The sequence below is a fragment of the Paenibacillus sp. FSL R5-0490 genome, assembly GCF_001956215.1.
Lineage (GTDB): Bacteria > Bacillota > Bacilli > Bacillales > Cytobacillaceae > Cytobacillus.
In genome coordinates, this window is record NZ_MRTQ01000016.1 from 1 (window position 1) to 22,120 (window position 22,120).

Genomic DNA, 22,120 nt, shown 5'->3' on the forward strand with positions numbered 1-22,120 from the left:
AGATCTCCGCTAGCGCTTCGATCAATCGACACTACGAACCCGATTGGTTCAACTAAGCCTCTGCCTGCGCGTCGGCAAGTTTCACTGTATCTCGCCAATCGGGCCTTTACGGGCAGTTTGACCCCCACTTATCCTTCTTTGATTCCTCTGAGTCTTGAAGCGGGGGTCTTACTGCCCGTTAGACTGCGATAAAAATCTTTCATTATAGGGTTTCCAACTTCTCCGTTTATATCCAGACGGACACCGCTTCATCTCCCTTCCCGTGATTCTTGATATGCTTCATAAAACCTCCCCTAAAAATTCCTTTTGACAATATTAAGTAATCGGAGTAAATTCATATCATAGTATATTCAAATAACCAGATATACAAATTATAAAATTAAAGAAGGGTTAGATATGCAATACAAATCGATTTTTACTGGAAGATATAGCGGGTATTCCTTACAAAGGTTGCAGAAGGACCTTCTGTCTGGTCTTGTGGTTGGCGTAATTGCCATTCCATTAGGTATGGCGTTTGCCATTGCTTCAGGAGTAAAACCTGAATATGGAATTTATACGACAATCATTGCAGGGATATTGATTTCACTGTTCGGCGGGTCGAAATTTCAGATCGGTGGACCTACTGGGGCATTTATCCCCATTTTGTTTGGAATTGTGATGACATATGGATATGAAAACCTATTAATTGCCGGGTTTATAGCAGGGGTTATATTATGTTTTATGGGCATTTTCCGGCTGGGGTCTTTGATTAAATTTATTCCAAGACCTGTAACGATTGGTTTTACAGCAGGGATCGCTGTCATCATTTTTGCCGGTCAAATTGCCAACTTTTTAGGACTGACAGGTGTTGAGAAGCATGAATCATTTCTTAGTAATATAAATGAAATTATCGTTCACTTTCATACCATGAATGGTTATAGTGTTTTAACAGGCGGGATTTGTTTAGTGACCATCTTACTGGCGTCTAAATTCTTTTCCAGGATACCTGGATCTCTTGCTGGATTACTGCTTTCTACACTTGTAGCAATTTTCTTCTATCCAGATCAAGTAGCAACGATTGGATCAACATTCGGGGATATTCCAAGTTCGTTACCCCGTTTTGAGATCCCGGAGATTACGCTTGAAAAAATACAGCTGTTAATCGGACCTGCCTTCATTATTGCTTTACTTGGCGGCATGGAATCCTTATTATCTGCAGTAGTAGCCGATGGAATGACAAAAAGTAAGCATAATAGTAATCGAGAACTCGTAGGCCAAGGTATTGCAAATATAATTACTCCATTATTTGGCGGGATACCGGCTACAGGCGCAATAGCCAGAACAGCCACAAATATAAAAAACGGAGCCGTTTCTCCCTTTTCCGGAATCATTCATGGAATCGCGGTTTTGTTAATTTTACTGCTCTTTGCACCTTATGCGTCGACTATTCCTTTAGCAAGTATGGCCCCTATTTTAATGGTCGTTGCTTGGAACATGAGCGAGAAGCATGAATTTTATCATGTATTAAAAACCAGGACGGGAGATTCACTCGTTTTAGTTGTGACCTTTTTATTAACGGTTTTTGCAAACCTGACGATTGCTGTTGAGGCAGGACTCATATTAGCAATAGTTTTATTTACAAAACGCATGAGTGATATGATGGTAGCTTCAAAGGCACTGCCAAATCACGAAAACAAACATGGAAAAATCCAATCTCACATGGTGACAGATACTCATGACTGTCCTCAAATTAGTATTTATACGGTAGAAGGCCCTTTATTTTTCGGGGATGCTCAATCGTTCGAACAGTCAGTCATGAATACGTTCAACCATAAACCGAGAGTTTTACTTTTAAGAATGGGGAAAGTCCCGCTGCTGGATACAACGGGTGAATATTATTTATCCAGAGTGATAAAGGATTTCTCAAAACACGGGATTATTTTAATATCTGGAATAAAACCTCAGCCAAAACAAGTGCTTAAAAAGACAGGATTATATGAATTTATAGGAAAAGAATATTTCTTTGAACATACTGGTGAGGCGATTAATTTTTCACTTACACACTTAAATAAAGGGAAATGCCTAGGCTGCAAACACTTTGCATTTAGAGAATGTACAGTCTTTTCTGGTGAAGAAAGTGATAGGGAAGAATTACGAAAGGCTGCCAGTTCATCTTAAAAACCGATTTGAAAGAGAGGGCCAATAAATTGAACCTTGAAATCCAGCAGTTTAAAGCTGAATTCTTTAAAGCTCTTGCCCATCCGTTGAGGATAAGGATTTTGGAATTATTAGCGGATGGAGATAAAAATGTAAATGAAATTCAAAGCCTTGTAGGAAGTGAAGGGTCTGCGGTTTCACAGCAACTAACTGTCTTAAGAGCTAAAAACATTGTCACGGGAACGAAAGATGGAAATCGTGTTATCTATTCCTTAAGAGACCCCATGATTGTTGAATTACTTCAAGCAGCACGCCAAATTTTTAATAACCACCTTGTCGATACGATCGAAATGCTAGATAAGTTTAATGATGATGATCATACCGAACAGCCTTAAACGGCGATTATGAAAAAACAGATGAAATCAGGTGAATAAAATGTTAACGGGATTAATAATTGTTGGGGTTTTGATTGTTTTAATTGTGCTATTCTTAAGTGTTATCACAACTTCTAAAGCCTATAACTTTAAGCATACCGTGGACCCCTTAGAAAACAATCCAAATAGAAGCGAAGATCGCCAAGTACAAAATAGTAACAATAAATAATAATAGATGCCACTTCAGCAAAAATAAGGGATAATCCTTCTTGGATCATTCCCTTTTTTATTTGTTTACTATCTTTTACCGTTTCTTTATCAAATCAACTAATCTCACTAATGACCAAGTGAACAATAATAGAGGCAACCCGATTAAAGCCACTGCAATTGCCACTCCAATAATGATATCCATTGTTTTTTCCTCATCTCATTTATAACTAAGTTTCATATCTCTTTTGATATTACGGATAGGTGGAGAATAAGTTTCATTTAAGATAACCCGCCTCTTTAATAAAAAAAATCAGCCTGGACAGCAGCTGATTTCGACTATTCTTCAACCTTTCACCTTATTATAAATGTATTATGAAAACCTTCATTAAAATATCTATTTAGAAATGAGATATTTCTCCTTGAAGGCTGGACTCAGTTCACTCCACACATCAAATTTGTTCCCGTCTAAATCATAAAAGACAAAGTTTCTTCCAGAGTGTCCTCTGTCTTCGATCTCTCCTACTCTTATTCCATTTTGCTTAAAGTCTTTATGTATGGCTTCTAAGGCACTTAATCCATTAACTTCAAATGTAAGCGAAAATCGCTCATTGCCGTAAATATCAAAGAAATTGGCACTTTGACCTTCCTTAGATTTCACCAGAAAAATACTCTGATTGGCAAAATTTAAAATTGCTTTGTCCTGATCTTTGTAGCTTAACTCTGCTCCTAATTTATTTACATACCACTCAGAGGAAAGATCTACATTTGTTACTGGAATATAGGTTGTACCTACTCGTAATAATTTCTCGCTCATTTTCGTCATCTCCCAAATTTTAAAATATTTGCTTTTAATGTAATAAATAAACCGTGAATATATATATATGGATGATTCTCCTATTTTGCATGACTGCCTCTGTTCTTACGAGTTCATTCCTGTCCATTTAAAGTATCAATTGTATCCCAGCCGTAAACAAGTTCATAAAGTTTCTTTCCTGCAATCTCAACTTCAATCTTATCAATAACCTTGCCGCCCATGGCCTCATAAAATAACGTGGAATTATTATCCGCTAATACAAAAACGAGCATGGTGTTCATCCCTGATTTTCCTAATTCCTTAATTACAGATTTAACAAGAGCCTTGCCTATTCCTTGCCCTTGAAATTCTTTCAAAATATAGATGGAACTGAGTTCTCCCTGGTATTCCTTGTAATCCCCACTTCTTTCCTTGCCTCCAGATGAAAAACCAACAATCTGTCCTTCATCATTTTCCGCCACAAAGACAATCCCCTGTGGAATAATACTAATCCATAACTCTTCACGACTTTGATATGATAAATTTTCTAAGAATTCTTCTGGAAAAATATTTTTGTATGTAGTTCTCCAGCTGTCAACGTGTACCTTAGCAATTGCGCCTGCATCTGATAGATTGGCTGCCCTAATCCTCATATAACACCCCTTTCCGTTGTACAATATAAACAATGATTATGACATACGATTACTGCGAATCATTATTAGCATCACACCTTAACCTGCAGGCGAATAACCCCTGAAATAAGCAGAATAAACAGCACTAACCCAATGCAGAAAAAAATGATGGAGGCTGTGAAGACTGGCCCCCTCCTAAACACAAACACTTCCCGCTTTTGGATGAGGCCTGTTTGTGCGCTTGCATTTGAGGAACTGAAATCAGAAATGACTCCCCCGCTGCTTGAAAAGTAAAAGCTAAGGCCAGCAAAAGCCATGCCAGTAAAAAACATGACCTCAATGAACCTTACAGAGAATGTGGAGGCAACGAAAAGTGTTACACCTACTTCAATCAAAAAAGTCAGAAGCAAAACAATAAAATATTTAGTCCGTATGATTTTCCCCTCCTTTTTTCAAGTACCTTCTAATCTTTAGTTTAACATATTTTTACAAAAATTACTTTATTCTGAAAATAGAGTACAGGGTGGCAACACCCCAACTGCAGAATGGCACATCCTGTGATTAAACTTTACCTTGCCGAATGGAATTGCCTCCTTTAATCTAGTAGTAAATAAAATTGCCAGAGGTGGCCAAAGTGTCGAAACTCTTTAAATTAAAACGGCCGGGGCTTTTCGGGCAAATGGTTCTGCTCGTTCTTACTGTACTCATACTTTGCATACTGTTAATCATCATTTCTTTTTCCTCCATTATTGATCAAATGATTGAGAGAACCACCGGCCAGCAGGCGATGACCGTTGCGGAATTGGTTGCTGAAAACGATTCTATTATCGATGCGTTTGCTGCAGAACATCCGGCACAGCTTATACAGCCGATTGCCGAGAAACTTAGAGAGCGGACAGGTGCAGATTATATAGTAATAGCGAACGAGGATGGCATCCGCTATTCCCATCCCTACCCGGATCAAATTGGCAAAGTGACAGAAACAAGCAACAAAGCCCCGCTCGCAGGAGATTCTGTTATTTTCATAGGAAATGGCGTCTTAGGAGAAGCAGTTAAAGCGAAAACACCCATTTATGATGAGGCAGGTACTATTATCGGTGTTTCTTCCGTTGGCTTCTTAACGAATGAAGTAGAAAGCAGAATCTTTGTTTACCAGTTGCGGGTAGCAGCTTTCGGCGGACTTGCCCTTCTGATTGGCATACCAGGCGCATTTTATATTGCCAGACGAGTCAAAAGGCTAATATTTAATTTAGAGCCCGAGGAGATTTCTCATGCCTTTTCTGAAAAACAGGCTATTCTGGAGTCGATTGGGGACGCCACTCTTGCCATCAGCCCTGCACTCCAAATTTTATCAGCCAATAAAAAAGCGCGTGTCATTCTGGGGGAGCATGTAGAATGTACACTGACCGAGCCACATTTGAAAGCGCTTATCAGAACTGCATTACAGAATCCGGATCAATTAATTCAGGAACAAGTACTCATCAAGAACTCGATATATATTGTAGACCTCTCGCCCATCTTAGCTGAAGAAACGGCAATATCAGGTATAGTGCTGACTATCCGCCCCTTCTCTGAAGTAGAAGATCTGGCAAATGAACTTATTGAGATCCGGCAGCACGCGAACCATATTCGGGCACAGACCCATGAATATTTAAATAAATTGAACACATTAAACGGGCTCCTGCTATTGGAGCGTTACGAAGAGGCAAAGGCATTTATGAAGATGGAGGTGCAGGAACTGCAGCAGACTGTCACCTTTTTAATGTCCACAATTAAAGATCCTTTAATTGTTGCCGTTCTTCTTGGGAAAGTGAACCGGGCCAAAGAAATGAAAGTCTCAATCACCTTTGATGAAAACAGCCAATGGCTGGACTTCCCTGATACCATTCAAAGTGAACATGTCGTTACTGTAATTGGCAATTTGATTGATAATGCTCTTGAAGCATCTTCTGAATGGAAAGGAAAGAACGCCGCTGTCCACTTGTCCTTTACAGACTATGGAGACGAGCTGGTTATGGATATTGAAGATAATGGCAAAGGAATGACCTCCGAAGAAGAAGCCTACTTTTTCACTGAAGGAGCCACAACCAAAAACCACCCGCAGCACGGCCTGGGCCTGACAATCATGCAGCATGCACTAAGCCAGCTTGGCGGGGAATGGTACCGTACAGACCGGTTAGAAGGAACATGCATGACCATCGCCATTCCAAAAAACAATCCTGAATACACAACCGCGGAGGAGAGAGAAAATCATGACTAACCCATCAATTGGGGTGCTTATCGTTGAGGATGACCCTGTCGCTTCGTCTGTATATGAACAGCTTATCCAAAAAAGACAGGATTTCACTGTCATAGGGAAAGCAAGCTTCTGAAACGATTCAATTGCTAAACGTGATTACACCTGACTTGATCTTGCTCGATGTTCACCTGCCGGACGCCAATGGCATTGATTTGCTGTTTCAGATCAAACACAACCACCGTCATATCGATATCATCATGATAACAGCTTCAAATGATGCTAAAACCGTAAGAGATGCCATGCGCGGGGGAGCATATAGCTATCTGCTGAAGCCTATAATGGTTGAAAGCTTTTTTTCAACTTTTGAAGAGTACAGCCAAACAAGGCACGCGTGGCAAACCAATGCTCATATTAAACAAGATCAAATACAGCGGCTTTTTAAAAAAAGTTCCCCTGCTGCGGAGACAAAGCACGAGGCTGAGGCTTTGCCAAAAGGCATCGACAAACATACACTGCGAAAAGTTACACAAGCAATGGAAGCTGCATCCACAAGCCTGAATGCTGAAGAAGTAGGAATGCAAATCGGCGCAAGTCACTCCACAGCAAGGCGCTATTTAGAGTACCTGGTTTCCCTTGACCTTGTGGAAGTGGATATAGTCTATGGCAGTGTGGGCCGTCCCGAACGCCGATACAAACAACTCTAGCAAGCCCTCATATAAAGGGGCTTGCTTTTTACTTGGAAAGCAGCCCTCCTGCCTCCCTTATTCACCGGTAAACCAGTATGTCTTCATCTCTAGTTTCATAAAAAATATGAAAATTATGAAATTATTATGTTTTATTCAACTTAAACAACTAATCTAGCCTTTCAGGAGCACCCCTGATAAAGTGATTCAAAAGGAAGCGCTTACAAATGATTAGGAGGGGTTTTATGCTCGCATTGCTTGGATATTGTATGGTTGCTGTTTTTATGGCTTTAATAATGACGAAACGAATGTCTGCCCTATTGGCATTAATTATTGTGCCAATCATATTTGCTTTAATTGGCGGGTTCTATACAGGGATTGGAGATATGATGCTTGAAGGGATTAAGCAGGTTGCTCCTACAGGCGTTATGCTTGTGTTTGCTATCCTCTATTTCGGCGTCATGATTGATGCAGGCTTATTTGAACCAATTGTGAATACAATTTTACGGATTGTTAAGGGTGACCCGCTAAAGATTGCCCTTGGAACTGTTGCTCTCGCGTCGCTGGTCGCTCTGGACGGAGATGGAACAACAACGTTCATCATTACTGTCACAGCCATGCTGCCACTATACAAAAAACTGAATATGAATTTATACATGCTGGCAACGCTCGCCCTTCTCTCCATCGGCGTTATGAACATGACACCCTGGGGCGGACCGACAGCCAGAGTCATCAGTTCTCTGCAGCTTACAACCGAGGAAGTATTCCTTCCGCTGATTCCTGTAATGGCAGCCGGCATTCTTTTTGCCTTCCTTGCTGCCTGGTACTTTGGCCTTAAGGAACGGAAACGAATCGGAATCCGCCAAATGGATGATTCAGCTATCAGAGAGCTACAGGCTGCAGAGGAAGAGGTGGCCGCTGCTGCCAGCAGAGAAACGCTTACTGAACTGAAGCGTCCAAAGCTAATTTGGGTAAATGCAGGACTGACCATAGCCCTTCTGATTGCCTTAATCGCCGGATTGCTGCCGCTCCCTGTTCTCTTTATGTTAGGCTTTGCACTTGCCGCGATGATAAATTATCCCAACTTAGTACAGCAAAAAGAACGTGTTGCCGCGCATGCTGGAAATGTCCTGGCAGTTGTCGCCTTAGTCTTTGCCTCTGGCATTTTCACAGGAATCATGAATGGAACTGAAATGGTGGATGCAATGGCGACAGCGCTTGTTCAAGTCATTCCAGATCAGTTAGGGTCACAGCTGCCATTAATTACAGCGATCACAAGCATGCCATTTACGTATTTCATGGCGAACGATCCCTATTATTATGGAATTATCCCGATCATAGGGGAAACGGCTGCGAACTACAATATTCCTATGGCTGAAATTGCCCGTGCATCAGTGCTCGGCCAGCCCGCTCACGTGCTAAGTCCGCTCTATGCCGCAGGTTACCTGCTAGTCGGCATGATCGGCATTGACTATGGTCAGAATCAGCGCTTTGCATTAAAGTGGGCAGTTGCCTCTTCACTATTTATGATTATTGCTGCCATTGCATTTGGCGTTATTTCGATTTAATATCCTGAAAACCGGTTAGGATAAATGAATACTGCTGTTTTTCACCTCGCATTTGATCGTATGCTATAATTTAAAGGCTAAATCAAAACATTGAGGTGACAACCCTTGGCCATACATGTCGTACTATATCAGCCGGATATTCCGGCCAACACCGGAAATATTGCCCTGACTTGCGCTGGAACGGATACAGCTCTGCATTTGATCCGGCCGCTTGGCTTTTCAACAGAGCCGGAAATGATCAAGCGGGCAGGGTTTGATTTCTGGGAATCAGTGAACATATCGTATTATGATTCCATGGATGAATTTTTCTCAAAAAACCAGGGGGAGTTTTACTATATTGAAACCTTTGGTGAACAGGCGCATTCTTCCTTTGATTTCAGTGATGTCTCAAAGGAGCATTATTTTATGTTTGGAAAAGAAACAACAGGCTTGCCTAAAGACCTGCTGGAAGAAAATAAAGATCATTTCTTAAGAATCCCCATGAATGGCAATGTCCGATCACTCAACCTTTCGAGCACAGCTGCGATATTGGTGTATGAAGCATTGCGCCAGCAGGGATTTCCGAATATGAAATAAACCATCTTCTGCGCTGGAAGATGGTTTATCTTTCCCTCTTATAAAAGACATTCTCAAATTTGATTCAGTCCCCCTATCTCTCTTTAACACCTTCAAGTTAATCACTTTTCAGGTTTCAGAATGGTTCTTTGCAGGGGAACGCCTCCCATCGAAACATTGCGTTCTATGAAAATATAGGTCCGGCCATCAATAATGAATTTTCGATTCCCTACATAGCTGACCTCTCTCCCTTGGTTGACAAGTTCACTCTGGATTGCCTCAATATACTCTTTGAAGTCCACATACCTCTCATCCAGATCAATCGTGATATGATTCTTTCTGTATCCCATTATCCAATTAAAACCAAATAGGCATAAACCAAGTATGGCCAAAAATATAATGATTTCCATATTGGGTTTCACCTCCCTGTAATACTAATGTATGAGAGTGGTATACATTCGTTTCATGTAAAGGTTCAATCTCCCTCCATCCTGACATAATACTCCAATCACTAAAAAAACAGAGGACATTGGATTCCTCTGTTTTTTTATAAACTTAATCCCTTTTTAGCTTTCCTTCCATCAGCCGGGCCATTTGCTTAGAATTAAAATCATTCTCTTCATAGAGTTTATGAATGATGTTTTGATAGTCTCTTTCATTACGGTTCTGGCTTAGTTTATTGGCAGCTTGAATTTCCTGTACTTTTATCTTGAATCCAACAATTCCTTTTAGCTGCTGTTCTACAAGCTCAGGAGAAAGTGTATCCCATAAGACAGGATTTTTGCGATGCTTTTCATATTTTTGAAGCAGGATGGCCAGGTCACCCTTTAATTCCTCTTCACTCAGAATACTCGCTTGACCATATACATGGACAGCCTGATAATTCCAAGTCGGCACATTTTCTTCTTCATACCAGGAGGAAGAAATATAAGCATGTGGCCCCTGGAACATCACCAGTACATCTTCAGAGTCTGCAAAAGTTTTCCATTGCGGGTTCCCGTAAGCCATATGCCCTGTTAAATAGCACGTATCTCCTTCTTTTATTAGCTGCAATGGCACATGAGTGGCAATGGGCCTTCCTTGTTTTACTGTGACGATCGTGCCAAACGAGTTACTTTGAACAAACTCCCATATTTCATCCGCATTAGTGACTTTATAGTATTTTGGAATATACATAACCATCCGCCCTTCGAAAAAATTAGTTAAGAGTCTTGGCCATTATAAAATCCGTTTGTTCTTCATCACCCATATAAAAAGAATGGGCTCCCGTTTGGACAAACCCCATTTTCTTATAAAAGGCAATTGCCTTTTCATTTTTTTCCCATACACCCAGCCAAATTTTCTTTTTATTAAGCTCCATCGCACTTTCAAGGGCTTTATGGAACAGATACTTACCAAACCCTTGTTTCTGAAATGGGCTTCTGATATAAATTCTCTCGATTTCGAGTGCTTCGCCGCCCATTTCTTCAGTCTGAGCCTCATCAGTATTGACCTTTAAATACCCGGCTGTCTCGCCCTCAAATTCAACAAAATAGAACTGTGATGAAGGTTGAGATAGTTCAGTCTCTAGTTGCTTTAGGTTAAATGCCTTTTCCAAATAGGCTTGCATATTATCGGGTGAATTTTGATCCTTAAACGTCTCATTAAAGGTTTCATAGCTAATTTCCTGTAGTCTCCTTAAATCTTCAACCGTACATTTTTTTATATTAATAGTCATTATGACTCTCCTTCAATAATTTCTCTTGTTCCCCTTTTTCACATATTCCCAGTCTTTCTCTACATTTTTCCTAACTTTTTGGAGCAGACTGAAAATGATTTCTGCTTCTTTTTCAGTGAATCCCTCTAAGGCAATCGCATTGGAATATTCATGTTCTTTTTTTATAAAAGGAAACGCTTTTTTCCCTTTCTCTGTAGGGAAGAGCTTCCTGATTTTCTTGTTCTGTTCATCACCTTTCTTTTCTATAAAACCGTTCAGTTCAAGCTTTTTAATCGCACGGGCCGCTGTTGTCCGATCTACTTTTATCATTTCAGCTAATTTTTCCTGAATAATTCCTGGTTTTTCACATATTTGCACAAGGTACAGATACTGCCCTTTTGTAAGGTCAAGCTCTTTAAATTCGATATTGCTTATGGAATCCAGCGCCCTCGCAATCATGCCAATTTCACGGAGAATTTCCAGCGTAGTCAGCTCCTTAACACGAATTTTTGTTGTAAATACAACAATGGTGCAATATATTCAATTTAACTTATTTTTGTTGCATATGCAATAAAAATAAAGATATATTTTGCCTTTTTAATGGAGATGCATGGGTCCAATTATAAAAAAGAAAGAACACTCTTCCACTACAATAAAAACCTATCCATCCAAACTCATATGCTAAAATAGATAAAAATGGGAGGTGTTTATTTGCCGGATTGGTCGTATCATCCTATTTTTAAGCCCATACTTCAAAAGCTGCCCCCTTCCTTCAGCAGAGAGTTTATCCATCGCGGAATGAGCATGATATCATCCAGCCGTATAGGGGAAGGATTAATCGAATTTCTTGGTCATTTGGAACCCTCCTGCAAGCTTGCGAAAAATGTATTTGGCGTTCATTTTTCCACTCCAGTCGGACTAAGCGGCAGGATTGATCCTCAATTATCGGGGATGAAGGCTTTTCAGAATCTGGGGTTTGGTTTTATCGAAATTGGGCCCGTTTCCATTCGAGGGTCATCAGAAGAACTATATGCAGACCCGAAACAAGAGAAGATACATAGATTAACTGACGCTTCCGTAGAGTTAACGGCTGCTAAGGAACAGCTGCTTTCACTAAAGAAAAAGAAGATTCCGTTTCTTATAAACGTTGAAGGTACTCATCAAGAGGCAATCCAAATTTGTGAAGCATTGCTTCCTTTTAGTGACGGATTTATTTTGGGCAGCCATACTTTTCAATCAGCGAGCCAATTTAATCAATTTAAATACGAATTAAATAAACCTATCATTCTTTCTATTTCACAGGATGATACTCTCAGGCTTGACTATAGCCCGGACGGAGTTCTTCTTACAGGCAGTGATTCACCGGAAAAACTCATTCATAAGCTTGCAGCTCTCAGGAAGCTGTACAGCGAAGATTTGCCCATCATCACTACAGGCTGTGTTAAAGAGCCTTCAGATGCTATTAAACTGCTGGAAAACGGAGCTTCTTTAATCCTGTTAGGCGATGAGTACATTTTCACTGGACCTGGATTGCCGAAGAGGATTAACGAGGCCTATACCAGCACATTCAAGATGGAGCCTGTTAAAGTGGAAGGATGGCGCTGGTATTGGCTGTTTGGCTTGGCTATTGCCATTGCAGGTTTTATTGCCCTGTTTTTCAGCATGACCTCGGTGATCCTTCCCTATGATGAGAGATTTCTTGGGATCTTCAGGAAAGATATTCTTTATTTTAACCCTGCCATTTTATATTTTATGGCACATGACAGAATGACGCTTTCTGGAACGATGATTTCAGGTGGAATCATCTATATGCAGCTTGCCAGGCATGGTATAAGACACGGCCTCCACTGGGCAAGAAAAGCAGTAAATATAGCAGGAACCATCGGCTTCCTGGGGATTGTCCTGTTTATTGGCTACGGTTATTTCGATTGGCTTCATGGGCTGTTTTGGCTTATTTTACTGCCCTTGTTTATATTGGGATATGCAAAATCAAGAAACGCAAGTGCACCCCCCGCCAGTTCAAACCTTTCAAACAGTGCGCAGTGGAAGCTAAGCTTATTCGGCCAGCTTTGTTTTGTAATACTGGGCTTTTCATTAGCTATTGGCGGGATGGTCATTTCCGCCATAGGAGCTTCACATGTGTTTGTACCAACAGATCTTGCTTATCTTTGCCTGACTCCGGAAGCGCTTAACGAGTTTAACGATCGGTTAATTCCTGTGATCGCACATGACCGGGCAGGCTTTGGGAGCGCACTCCTGAGTGTAGGCTTGCTCGTCCTGATGCTGGCTTTATGGGGCATCCGCGAGGGGGAACGCTGGGTATGGTGGACCTTCACCATTGGTGCCATCCCTGCATTTGCCGCCGGGATTTTAACTCACTTTTTTATTAACTATATAGATTTCATCCATCTGCTTCCTGCTTACTTCGCTTTGCTTTTGTATGTGATTGGTGTTATTGCAACCGCCCCTTTTTTATTAAAAAAATAGCGGCAGCATAAAAAAAACCGGGCGGTGCCAGAAACTGGACACCACCCGGTTTTCAGTATATTGATTACTCTTTAACAGCTGCTCCTTCACCTGTCTGATTCTCATGATGAGGTTTCACTCTCTTAATAAAGAAAGCAAGTATAAGTGCAATGACCGCAATCAATGCAGAAAGGAAGAAAGTGAAATTAATGCCATGCAGCATCGCTTCATTCATGATTTGCTGCTGCATGTCAGCTGCGGCCTGTGCAGATGGCTGAGCTGCACTTGCGCTCGTATTGGCCAGTGTGTCAGCAGCCAGCTCCTCTGCTTTTTCTTTCGTACGGTTATTCATGACGGTAATCAGCAGCGCGGAGCCAATGGCGCCGGATACCTGCTGCAGTGTATTATTCATGGCGGTTCCGTGCGGATTGTTGATCGGCGGCAGCTGATTCAATCCATTTGTCATGACAGGCATCATAACCATTGACATCCCGAACATTCGAAAGGTATACAGCAGAACAAGGGTTGAATAGGCCGTATTCATGCCGATTCTGCTGAAGAAATAAGATGTTACAACGGTAATAGTCAGCCCAATCACCGCTAAAACTCTTGCCCCATACTTATCAAAGAGCTTCCCTGTAATGGGAGACATGATCCCCATGACAATCGCTCCCGGAAGCATCAATAGACCCGAATCCATCGGTGAAATTCCGCGGATGGTCTGTACATAGATGGGCATCAAAATCATCGCTGAAAACATGGCAACGGCGATCACGATCGAAATGGCCGATGACAGGGCAAACATCGGATATTTATAGATGCGAAATTCAAGCATAGGATCATCCATCCGAAGCTGACGGAGTACAAAGGTAAGTAAAGCAAGTGCCCCAATCACAATCGTACCGTACACGAGGGGACTATCCCAGCCTTTTTCCCCTGCTGAACTAAAGCCATAAAGCAAGCCGCCAAACCCGATGCTTGATAAAACCAGCGAGATGAAATCAAGCTTAATCGCTCTCTGCGGTGTGATATCTTTTAACTTAAAGACTGCAAAAACTACGGTTAGCAGGGCAATTGGCAGAACAAGGTCAAATAACATTCTCCAGCTGTAATGTTCAATGAGCCATCCGGAAAGAGTCGGACCAATTGCTGGAGCTGTAATCATGACAAGACCAAACATCCCCATTGCTGCCCCTCTTTTTTCGACCGGAAAGGCGGTAAGCATGACATTCATTAATAGGGGCATCATAATCGCGGATCCTGAAGCCTGAATCATCCGGGCCCCTAATAACACACCAAATGCAGGCGCAATGCTGGCCAGGAATGTTCCCAAAGTAAACAGTGACATGGCTGTAATGAATAATTTCTTATCGGAAAATCGCTGAATGAAGAATGCACTCGCCGGTATTAAAATCCCGTTAATAAGCATATAGCCTGTAGACAGCCATTGTACGGCAGTTGCATTCACATCAAATTCTTCCATAATGGATGGGAGAGCAACGTTCAGCAATGTTTCATTCAATATTGCTACAAAAGCCCCGATAAATAAAATGGCGATCATGCCATATGGCGGTTTGTTTTGATCCGTATTGGTTTGCTGTGACATTAGATCAATCCTTCTTTCTAAGTTAACTATAGATGATACACCCAGCCGGGTCAGACCTGAATGAGACCTTCCCGCAAAACATCCTGCAAGAACGGACTCGGTTCACCCACGCTGCAGAGCTGCAAATCATGCATCGCTCTCGTGCAGGAGGTATAAAACACTCTTCGCAGGCTTTCATCACCGTATACACTTTCCGATGCATCATAAATAATAACGGCATCAAATTCAATGCCCTTGGATAAATACGAAGGTACGACAACGGCTCCTTCTTCATATTCGGTCGAGTTGCTTTTCAGGAGTTTTATTCCCTCGATGCCGGACAGGGCTTCATAGGCCTGTGCACTTTCTTCTGCAGACTTACAGATAATGGCCATGCTGTTAAGCCCCTGGCTTCTCCATTCAGCAACCTTCGAGGCAATGAAGCTGTGCAGTTCGGTGTGACCGGGTAATCGCTTCAGCTCAGGCAGCTTGCCATCTCGTTCAAAGGGGATGATCTCTTTCCCGTTAGGAACCAGTCTTCTTGTAAATTCGATGATTGGTTTAGTCGACCGGTAGCTCCTCGCTAAATTAATCAGTTCTGTCTGATTCGGTCCATACAGGCTGGTGAGTGTGTGAAAATCGGCCGTTTCGCTGGCATGGGCGAAAATCGCCTGGTTAAAATCACCGAGCACCGTCATCTTGGAAGCAGGAAACAAACGCTTTAAGAACTCAAATTGAAACGGAGAGTAATCCTGCGCCTCATCCACCACAATATGTTTAATCGAACTATTCGTCTGAAAGCCTTGAATCTGCTCCTTCACATATAAAAACGGAGTAGCATCTTCATAACATAATCTGCCTTCATCGAGCATTTCCTGTGTCGACTGACAGATAGCAGCCCATTCTGCCGGCATCTCCTCTTCCATCCACTCTCGGATCTTCAAGGGATCTGCAAATAGCTGCTTGTATATCGCCTTAAAATCAATGAAACGCATGGCCCGGATTTGTTTTCGCAGCGGCTTGAATTTTTTCCGGACAATCAGGCGGGCTAACGCTTCAGGCTCGATTTCATAATCATGAATCGAATCCCCTGTAAAGCCGCGTTTTTTCGCCAGGTAGGCATGTGCCTTATGGTATTCCTCATTGCTGAGCAGCTCGATTTCCTCCTGTACCCACTCCTTGGACCGTTCAGCTTTTTCAGCTTCAGTAATTTTCTTTATAAGCCAATCCGCCAGCTTCTCAAGCCTGTTATGAAAACCGAGTGAAGTGTCGCTGCTGTAGAATTGATCTGCCATTTGCTGAGCAGGAACAATCGGCTTTCCTCTGAAACTTATATCCTTAAACACCATTCCCGATAACTCCAGCGACTTCAAGTACGCATTAATGGCCTCAAAAAAACGGACAGATGCTTTAAATTTAATGCCCGCAACCCTTGATCTGTACTCAGGGGTTTTCGCAGCAGTTAAAACATACTCCAATTGCTCATATGGATTTTCTACGACGAACTCTTTACCCAGCCGATGATCCAAATATTCCTGGAAGGTAACCTGCTGCATGTTCTCTTCCCCCAGCTCCGGCAGCACATTGGATACATAGCTGTTAAACATCCTATTAGGTGAAAACAGAATGATTTGATCAGCATTCAGATTTTCCCGGTACTTGTAAAGCAGATAAGCAATCCGCTGCAGGGCAGCTGACGTCTTTCCGCTTCCGGCCGCACCGTGAACAATAAGCAGCCTTCCCTGATCATGGCGGATGATCCGGTTTTGATCCTGTTGAATGGTCGCGACAATATTGTGCATATGCTTATCAGTTCCCTTGCCGAGAACCTGCTGCAGAATTTCATCCCCAATGGTCAGACTCGTATCGAACATGGATTGAAGTTCACCGCGGCGGATCAAATATTGCCATTTTTTCTCCAATGTGCCCTCAATAGTGCCTCCGGGTGTTTCATACTTAGCAGGTCCCGGCTGGTAATCATAGTACACACTCGAAACCGGCGCCCTCCAGTCATAAATAAGAAAATTCTCGCCGCTCTGATCCCTTAGCGTAGAAATGCCAATATAAACAGGCTCCTGTTCGGAAGAGCCTTCTTCAGTAAAATCGATCCGTCCGAAATAGGGGACCTCCTCCATCCGGCGCAGGGTGGACAAGCGCTTGGAAGCATGCCGATGGGTACTCTGACTTACAGACAGAGCCTGTGCCTCCTGCCTCAAACCGATAATGGTCTCCAAATAATCATCAAAGGTATCCGTGTTTACCTTGACTTCATCCCAAAAGTGTTTGCGGATATGAACCACTTCGTTTTTACGCCTGGAGGTTTCTTCTTCCAATCTGCGGACTTCCTCCGTAATCGTCTCCATTACACCGTCCAATCGTTTTTGCTCGTGCTGAAGTTTTGAATTCATAGCAAACACTCCTTAAAAATATTTATAAAAAGGTTGACAAACGAATCGACGGCATTATATAATTAAGATAGGGATAATACACTTAACTTTATCAATACAATGCACATCTATATAAATTTACCACATAGCTTTCTCTTTTTCAATGGTATTTACATAATTATTTGATTGCCTATTCCAAACTAGCCGTATTTAACGTTCCCAATGTTAAATACGGCTAGTTTTATTTTTTACCCCCTATTGATCCCTTTGCACTTACAGTATTCTCATCACGCTTGTTGTTGTAAAGCAAGAAAAAAACTTGCTCAATTCGGCTAAGTTAATAGACGCGAGCAAGCTTTTAATGATTTAGTGTTTTTGAAATAAGCTGGTCAGCAGCCCCTTGTCCAGGCTGCGTTTTCCTGTTTGCTTTGTCTCATCATGCCACCAGTAGGCTTTTTCAGGGTTCTTAAGAACTTCCTTTATCTCACTCGGATGTTCAACGACTGGAGCCGATCCTCGAAGCGACCTGCCTGCAGTCTCTCTTACAAACAGAGTAACAACTACTATTCCGAATGCACACATACCCATCAGATAAAATGCCGGTACCATTTTATTATCAGTTACACTCACCAGCCATGCCACAAGCAGCGGTGTCGTTCCTCCAAAAAGTGATGTCGCCGTATTATATGTGATGGCAAGTGCACCGTAACGCACTTTGGTGAAGAATAAAGACGGCAGGGTAGCCGGCAAGGACCCCTGCAGGGTGGACAGCAGCGCACCCAGAATCAGCAATCCAAAAAAGGCCGCATAAATATTGCCTGAACGAACCAGCATGAATGCAGGTATACTTAGTACTATTGCCCCCAATAAGCCTGCTTTCAATATTCTGTTCCTGCCATATCGATCACTTAAATGTCCCATTGTTAAAACCATTGGAACCATCGCAATCATAACAAGCACAAGAAGCAATAAACCTTTTTGTTCACTGTAGCCAAGCTCTTCTGACATATATGATGGCATATACGTAAGAACGGTGTAACTCATTACATTGTAAAAAATAACGATTGATGTGCAAATCAATAGTGCCTTCCAATGCTCAGCAAAAATCTCTCTTAAAGAGGAATGTTCTTTTCTTTCTTCTATAGTTTGATTCATCGCTTCAAATGCTGGAGTTTCATCCAAATGATTACGGAAGTAGAAACCAATAATGCCAAGTGGAGCAGCAATAAAGAAAGGTATTCTCCAGCCCCATTCCACCATTGTCTCACTTCCAAGAATAGATGTCAGCAGGGTTACAAGGCCGGCACCCGCAATAAACCCTACCAGTGTCCCAACCTCTAATCCACTTGCCATAAAGCTGCGTTTTTTATCGGGAGTGGTCTCTGCAATGTAGGTCATTGCCCCCGCATACTCACCGCCAGTCGAGAAACCTTGAACAAGTCTGGCTACTAGCAATAAGACCTGGGCAGTAATCCCAATTGCTGCAAAACCGGGTATTAAACCAATACTAAGGGTGGCAGCCGACATCAGAATCATGGTGATGGCCAGAACATTCTTCCGGCCGATGCGGTCACCCATCATTCCAAAGAACATCCCTCCGAGCGGCCGTGCTATAAAAGCCACTGCAAATGTAGCAAAAGCATATATAAGCTGAAAGGATGGATCAATTTCCGGGAAAAAAACTTTTCCAATTGTAACAGCTAAGAAGGAATAAATACCAAAATCAAACCACTCCATCGCATTCCCGATCGATGTTCCCATCATAGATTTTTTAGCGACACTGCTGTCTATTACTGAAATATCTTTTTTCTCTAAGTCTCTTGGTTGTTTATTCACATTTTCCCTCCTGAACAATTAATAGATAAATTGCTTAATAGTTTTTTCCCTATCTTTCAACTGCCAAACAATACAAATATTGGTAATTAATTCAAATGCTTATGTCTATACCTTCGATAAGGCTGTACATCTATTAATTTATGTGAATTCTAAAACACTTATATCTTCTCTTCTCTAATCTGCCCAATCAGCTATTCCAGCCAAAAATAGTGTACTTTTCTGGTTTTTAGTGCTTAGACATATGTTAGGGTAATACATATAGGGATGAGTCCCTTGTTAAAAAAAATAAAGGAGGCCTCGTCATGATTATCAAGTGGATTCGGCACAGATAATGAACAGGGGCAGTCCTATGCTCCGGAAACAATCTGATCTGCGATATTTAAATCAGTGATACGATAATACGGAGGTAAAATATGAGTGAGCAAATAATGAAAATAAACAATGTGGATATATGTACAGAGAGTTTTGGAAACTCCAAGGATCCAGCAATTCTTTTGATCATGGGCGCAATGTCTTCACTGGACTGGTGGGACGAAGATTTCTGTCTCCGTCTGGCTGATCAGGGGAGATTTGTTATTCGGTACGATCATCGGGATCTGGGAAGATCGACCACTTATGAACCCGGGACTTCCAATTATACAATAACGGACTTGGCTGACGATGCGGCAGGCGTACTGGATGCTTATCATATTGACCAGGCCCATATCGTCGGCATGTCCATGGGCGGATTAACCGGACAGATTCTTGCCTTAAGATATCCGGCCCGTGTATTGACACTTACACTTATCGCATCAAGTGTATTTGGAACTGAGATGGAAAAACTGCCGCCAATGGATCAGAACATCCTGGATTACCACGCGAAGAGCGCTTCCATCGATTGGTCGGATCGGGATGCGGCTATTCCTTATCTCGCGGGAGGATGGAAAACACTAGCCGGCTCCAAGCCTTTCGAACAGGAAAGAATGAATAAACTTGCAGCAAGAGAAGCAGACCGCGCCAATCAGCTGCCAAGCAGATTTAACCATGCCCTGCTGCAGGGCGGAGAAGAATATTACGATAGAATGGATGAGATCCGCGTACCAGTTCTCATTATTCATGGAACAGAAGACCCGGCCCTCCCATATGAGCACGGACTTACCCTTAAAAAAGCCATCCCTCATTCTGAATTGCTGACACTTGTTGGAACTGGCCATGAGATTCATAGTGAAGACTGGGATCAGATTATAGATTCTGTTGTAAAGCACAGTTCTTGATAAAAGAATAGTTAAGAAAAGTTTAAAGCCCAATTTCCCAATAATTATTAATGAGAAATTGGGCTGCTTTTTTTACAATTACGAGATTAATAGACCCCTGCTACTAATGGACCGGAATCAAGGCTTCAGCACATTTAATACTTTCTTTTAAGTAAACAGGCGCTTTCGGGTGATGTAAAATCTCTTCAGTAGTTAACCAAAACACCTCTTCGACCTCATCGGAACATAAAGGTAATGCATCACCAGATTCATATTCGCATAGAAAAACAATATCTACTACATTATGATTAGTATCTGTTACGAAAGAAGTACTGTGTACATAAGTTAAACGGTCTTTTACTTTTACACCGACTTCCTCTAAAATTTCACGCTTTACAGTTCTTTCTAAAATATTTGATGAATTTCCTTCTAAATCCACCTTTCCTCCAACAAGGGAAAGCAAACCACCTGCATGTTCCTCTTTTTTACTTCTTTCAACAATGAGCCACTTGTCATTTTTCCTTATAGCTCCTTCTACATTTACAATGAACATTTTAAGCCTCCCGCTCATAAATTTCACTTTCCATAATAAATAGAAGCAGACCACGTTTTATAAAGGAGCAATTAATTCAGCTTTAATTCGATCAGGATCTTCGAAATAGACTGCGTAATGAGCAGTTCCTCCCGCAAAAGGATGCTTGTTTTTATAAAGGATATTGACCCCTTTAGCCTCTAATACATTCGTTATTTCATCAACGTGAAGCCGTGATTCAGCATAAAATGCCAGATGATTCAGCCCCACTCGGCATCTATGATATGGAATTTCAAGAAAGCGTTCCTCTGCCTGCACAAAGACAATGTAGGTTTCACCTAGTCTCCAGCTTTGTCCGAATTCCCACTTTTGAAAAGATACATATCCTAACTCCTCGAGAAACCACCCCCAAAATTCGGATGACCTTTCCAAATTTGATACGTACAGCTCGATATGATGGAGCAACCCCTTTGACAAATACACACCTCCTGCTGAATAAACTTCCAAAATAAAAATAAGCTGCTATGATAGCTGCTTATCAAATAATCAATTACCTAACCTACTATTTCTACTTCTTTTTCAATTCCCCTTTGTTTAACTAACGCTCCCGTTTATTGGATAAGAAAAGATTATTTTTTAGAAAGATTTTTTAACCACTGTCCATTCCAATGAAAATATAATTCACTATTTTTTCTATGTAAAAATAAATCTTTAGGATAAGGTAAAGCAAGTTCAGGCATATTAATTGGATTAAAATATTGAAGTTCAGCCGTTTCATTATCTATTGGGTTTAGTTCACCACTTTGAATAATGCAGTCAAACATAAAGACGTTATACTCAACTTGATGACCATTGGGATATTGGTAGCGAAAGTCTTTACCACCAAATACACCTAATAAATTTTTGGGAACAACATATAATCCTGTCTCTTCCCATACTTCCCGAACAACTGCTTCGGCAGGTGCTTCTCCAAGTTCAATTGCACCAGCAGGAAGACTCCACTGCTCGCCATTTCCTTTGTTTTGTAATAAAATTTCTCCAAAATCGTTTCGCACAATCCCAGCTACACTTGGCATAAAGATTAGTTCGTTACCGACTTTTTCTCGGAGTTTTTTATAATAATCGGACATCCCCATTTTCTAACCACCTTGAGTAATTAATTTCTTAATAAATTCTCTCCGATGTAAAAATCACCT

General features: G+C 41.6%; 21 protein-coding genes. 9 read left to right on the forward strand and 12 right to left on the reverse strand.

The genetic code is table 11. The features are described from left to right. The first annotated feature begins 396 nt into the window (after window positions 1–396). Genes BK139_RS14000 through ytzI form a run of 3 tightly spaced genes read left to right on the forward strand, consistent with a single transcriptional unit; the run spans window position 397 to window position 2,739 of the window. Entirely contained in the window at window positions 397–2,157 is a 1,761-nt protein-coding gene (locus BK139_RS14000) for a SulP family inorganic anion transporter (RefSeq protein WP_076259816.1), read from the forward strand. A 29-nt stretch (window positions 2,158–2,186) separates the two neighbouring features. Continuing rightward, the gene (locus BK139_RS14005; protein WP_076259819.1) at window positions 2,187–2,531 is read left to right on the forward strand and encodes an ArsR/SmtB family transcription factor; all 345 of its coding nucleotides are present in this window, start codon (window positions 2,187–2,189) and stop codon (window positions 2,529–2,531) included. Window positions 2,532–2,571: 40 nt separating this feature from the next. After that, complete coding sequence (ytzI, locus tag BK139_RS14010; protein WP_076259822.1) at window positions 2,572–2,739, forward strand: YtzI protein; 168 nt, start codon at window positions 2,572–2,574, stop codon at window positions 2,737–2,739. 375 nt (window positions 2,740–3,114) lie between these two features. Here the strand turns inward: ytzI and BK139_RS14015 are convergent, their stop codons facing one another. After that, on the reverse strand, window positions 3,115–3,534 hold the full coding sequence (locus tag BK139_RS14015; protein WP_076259825.1) for a VOC family protein: 420 nt from the start codon (window positions 3,532–3,534) through the stop codon (window positions 3,115–3,117). Window positions 3,535–3,647: 113 nt separating this feature from the next. Beyond that, on the reverse strand, window positions 3,648–4,166 hold the full coding sequence (locus tag BK139_RS14020; RefSeq protein ID WP_076259827.1) for a GNAT family N-acetyltransferase: 519 nt from the start codon (window positions 4,164–4,166) through the stop codon (window positions 3,648–3,650). A gap of 613 nt (window positions 4,167–4,779) precedes the next feature. Here BK139_RS14020 and BK139_RS14030 point away from each other — a divergent pair. From BK139_RS14030 to BK139_RS14045, 4 genes are all read left to right on the forward strand, one after another. After that, window positions 4,780–6,405, forward strand: coding sequence for an ATP-binding protein (locus BK139_RS14030; protein ID WP_076259833.1), 1,626 nt, complete (start codon window positions 4,780–4,782; stop codon window positions 6,403–6,405). 131 nt (window positions 6,406–6,536) lie between these two features. Continuing rightward, window positions 6,537–7,088, forward strand: coding sequence for a response regulator (locus BK139_RS14035; protein ID WP_286148906.1), 552 nt, complete (start codon window positions 6,537–6,539; stop codon window positions 7,086–7,088). Window positions 7,089–7,312: 224 nt separating this feature from the next. Then, window positions 7,313–8,635 carry a CitMHS family transporter gene (locus BK139_RS14040; RefSeq protein ID WP_076259835.1) on the forward strand — a complete coding sequence of 441 codons (1,323 nt, stop codon included), beginning with the start codon at window positions 7,313–7,315 and terminating at the stop codon, window positions 8,633–8,635. Between the two features lie 105 nt (window positions 8,636–8,740). After that, on the forward strand, window positions 8,741–9,211 hold the full coding sequence (locus BK139_RS14045; protein WP_076259837.1) for a tRNA (cytidine(34)-2'-O)-methyltransferase: 471 nt from the start codon (window positions 8,741–8,743) through the stop codon (window positions 9,209–9,211). Window positions 9,212–9,312: 101 nt separating this feature from the next. On the opposite strand, the gene BK139_RS14050 is transcribed toward BK139_RS14045, so the two are convergent. The 4 genes from BK139_RS14050 to BK139_RS14065 form a co-directional block, all read right to left on the reverse strand. Next, entirely contained in the window at window positions 9,313–9,600 is a 288-nt protein-coding gene (locus BK139_RS14050; protein ID WP_076259840.1) for a hypothetical protein, read from the reverse strand. A gap of 145 nt (window positions 9,601–9,745) precedes the next feature. Further along, a complete protein-coding gene (locus BK139_RS14055) occupies window positions 9,746–10,366 on the reverse strand; it encodes an FMN-binding negative transcriptional regulator (protein ID WP_076259842.1) in 621 nt (206 codons plus the stop codon). A gap of 22 nt (window positions 10,367–10,388) precedes the next feature. Beyond that, window positions 10,389–10,907 (reverse strand): spermidine/spermine N(1)-acetyltransferase, encoded by a 519-nt coding sequence (paiA, locus tag BK139_RS14060; protein WP_076259844.1) that lies wholly within the window; start codon window positions 10,905–10,907, stop codon window positions 10,389–10,391. Window positions 10,908–10,919: 12 nt separating this feature from the next. After that, window positions 10,920–11,345 (reverse strand): MarR family winged helix-turn-helix transcriptional regulator, encoded by a 426-nt coding sequence (locus BK139_RS14065; protein WP_076259846.1) that lies wholly within the window; start codon window positions 11,343–11,345, stop codon window positions 10,920–10,922. Window positions 11,346–11,597: 252 nt separating this feature from the next. Here BK139_RS14065 and BK139_RS14070 point away from each other — a divergent pair, with 252 nt between their 5' ends. Next, window positions 11,598–13,373 carry a beta/alpha barrel domain-containing protein gene (locus BK139_RS14070; RefSeq protein ID WP_076259848.1) on the forward strand — a complete coding sequence of 592 codons (1,776 nt, stop codon included), beginning with the start codon at window positions 11,598–11,600 and terminating at the stop codon, window positions 13,371–13,373. Window positions 13,374–13,437: 64 nt separating this feature from the next. Here the strand turns inward: BK139_RS14070 and BK139_RS14075 are convergent, their stop codons facing one another. From BK139_RS14075 to BK139_RS14085, 3 genes are all read right to left on the reverse strand, one after another. Further along, on the reverse strand, window positions 13,438–14,958 hold the full coding sequence (locus tag BK139_RS14075) for a DHA2 family efflux MFS transporter permease subunit (protein ID WP_076259850.1): 1,521 nt from the start codon (window positions 14,956–14,958) through the stop codon (window positions 13,438–13,440). Between the two features lie 50 nt (window positions 14,959–15,008). Then, window positions 15,009–17,345, reverse strand: a complete 2,337-nt coding sequence (helD, locus tag BK139_RS14080) for an RNA polymerase recycling motor HelD (protein WP_076259852.1) — start codon at window positions 17,343–17,345, stop codon at window positions 15,009–15,011. A gap of 345 nt (window positions 17,346–17,690) precedes the next feature. Next, complete coding sequence (locus BK139_RS14085) at window positions 17,691–19,088, reverse strand: MFS transporter (protein WP_175609130.1); 1,398 nt, start codon at window positions 19,086–19,088, stop codon at window positions 17,691–17,693. A 485-nt stretch (window positions 19,089–19,573) separates the two neighbouring features. Here BK139_RS14085 and mleCBF point away from each other — a divergent pair, with 485 nt between their 5' ends. After that, complete coding sequence (gene mleCBF / locus BK139_RS14090; protein ID WP_076259856.1) at window positions 19,574–20,413, forward strand: CBF family alpha/beta fold macrolide esterase; 840 nt, start codon at window positions 19,574–19,576, stop codon at window positions 20,411–20,413. A gap of 103 nt (window positions 20,414–20,516) precedes the next feature. Here the strand turns inward: mleCBF and BK139_RS14095 are convergent, their stop codons facing one another. The 3 genes from BK139_RS14095 to BK139_RS14105 form a co-directional block, all read right to left on the reverse strand. Then, a complete protein-coding gene (locus BK139_RS14095) occupies window positions 20,517–20,945 on the reverse strand; it encodes an NUDIX hydrolase (RefSeq protein WP_076259858.1) in 429 nt (142 codons plus the stop codon). Window positions 20,946–21,002: 57 nt separating this feature from the next. Then, window positions 21,003–21,401, reverse strand: a complete 399-nt coding sequence (locus tag BK139_RS14100; protein ID WP_076259860.1) for a VOC family protein — start codon at window positions 21,399–21,401, stop codon at window positions 21,003–21,005. A 152-nt stretch (window positions 21,402–21,553) separates the two neighbouring features. Continuing rightward, window positions 21,554–22,060: an NUDIX hydrolase gene (locus tag BK139_RS14105; protein ID WP_076259862.1), complete on the reverse strand. Its 507-nt coding sequence runs from the start codon at window positions 22,058–22,060 to the stop codon at window positions 21,554–21,556. Between the last annotated feature and the right edge of the window lie 60 nt (window positions 22,061–22,120).

Excerpts from the sequence above, each read along its gene's own strand:
- BK139_RS14000 (WP_076259816.1), top strand. The coding sequence starts at position 397 with ATGCAATACAAATCGATTTTTACTGGAAGATATAGCGGGTATTCCTTA.
- ytzI (WP_076259822.1), top strand. The coding sequence starts at position 2,572 with ATGTTAACGGGATTAATAATTGTTGGGGTTTTGATTGTTTTAATTGTG.
- BK139_RS14015 (WP_076259825.1), bottom strand. The coding sequence starts at position 3,534 with ATGAGCGAGAAATTATTACGAGTAGGTACAACCTATATTCCAGTAACA.
- BK139_RS14020 (WP_076259827.1), bottom strand. The coding sequence starts at position 4,166 with ATGAGGATTAGGGCAGCCAATCTATCAGATGCAGGCGCAATTGCTAAG.
- BK139_RS14040 (WP_076259835.1), top strand. The coding sequence starts at position 7,313 with ATGCTCGCATTGCTTGGATATTGTATGGTTGCTGTTTTTATGGCTTTA.
- BK139_RS14050 (WP_076259840.1), bottom strand. The coding sequence starts at position 9,600 with ATGGAAATCATTATATTTTTGGCCATACTTGGTTTATGCCTATTTGGT.
- BK139_RS14055 (WP_076259842.1), bottom strand. The coding sequence starts at position 10,366 with ATGTATATTCCAAAATACTATAAAGTCACTAATGCGGATGAAATATGG.
- paiA (WP_076259844.1), bottom strand. The coding sequence starts at position 10,907 with ATGACTATTAATATAAAAAAATGTACGGTTGAAGATTTAAGGAGACTA.
- BK139_RS14065 (WP_076259846.1), bottom strand. The coding sequence starts at position 11,345 with ATGATTGCGAGGGCGCTGGATTCCATAAGCAATATCGAATTTAAAGAG.
- BK139_RS14075 (WP_076259850.1), bottom strand. The coding sequence starts at position 14,958 with ATGTCACAGCAAACCAATACGGATCAAAACAAACCGCCATATGGCATG.
- helD (WP_076259852.1), bottom strand. The coding sequence starts at position 17,345 with ATGAATTCAAAACTTCAGCACGAGCAAAAACGATTGGACGGTGTAATG.
- BK139_RS14085 (WP_175609130.1), bottom strand. The coding sequence starts at position 19,088 with ATGATGGGAACATCGATCGGGAATGCGATGGAGTGGTTTGATTTTGGT.
- mleCBF (WP_076259856.1), top strand. The coding sequence starts at position 19,574 with ATGAGTGAGCAAATAATGAAAATAAACAATGTGGATATATGTACAGAG.
- BK139_RS14095 (WP_076259858.1), bottom strand. The coding sequence starts at position 20,945 with ATGTTCATTGTAAATGTAGAAGGAGCTATAAGGAAAAATGACAAGTGG.
- BK139_RS14105 (WP_076259862.1), bottom strand. The coding sequence starts at position 22,060 with ATGGGGATGTCCGATTATTATAAAAAACTCCGAGAAAAAGTCGGTAAC.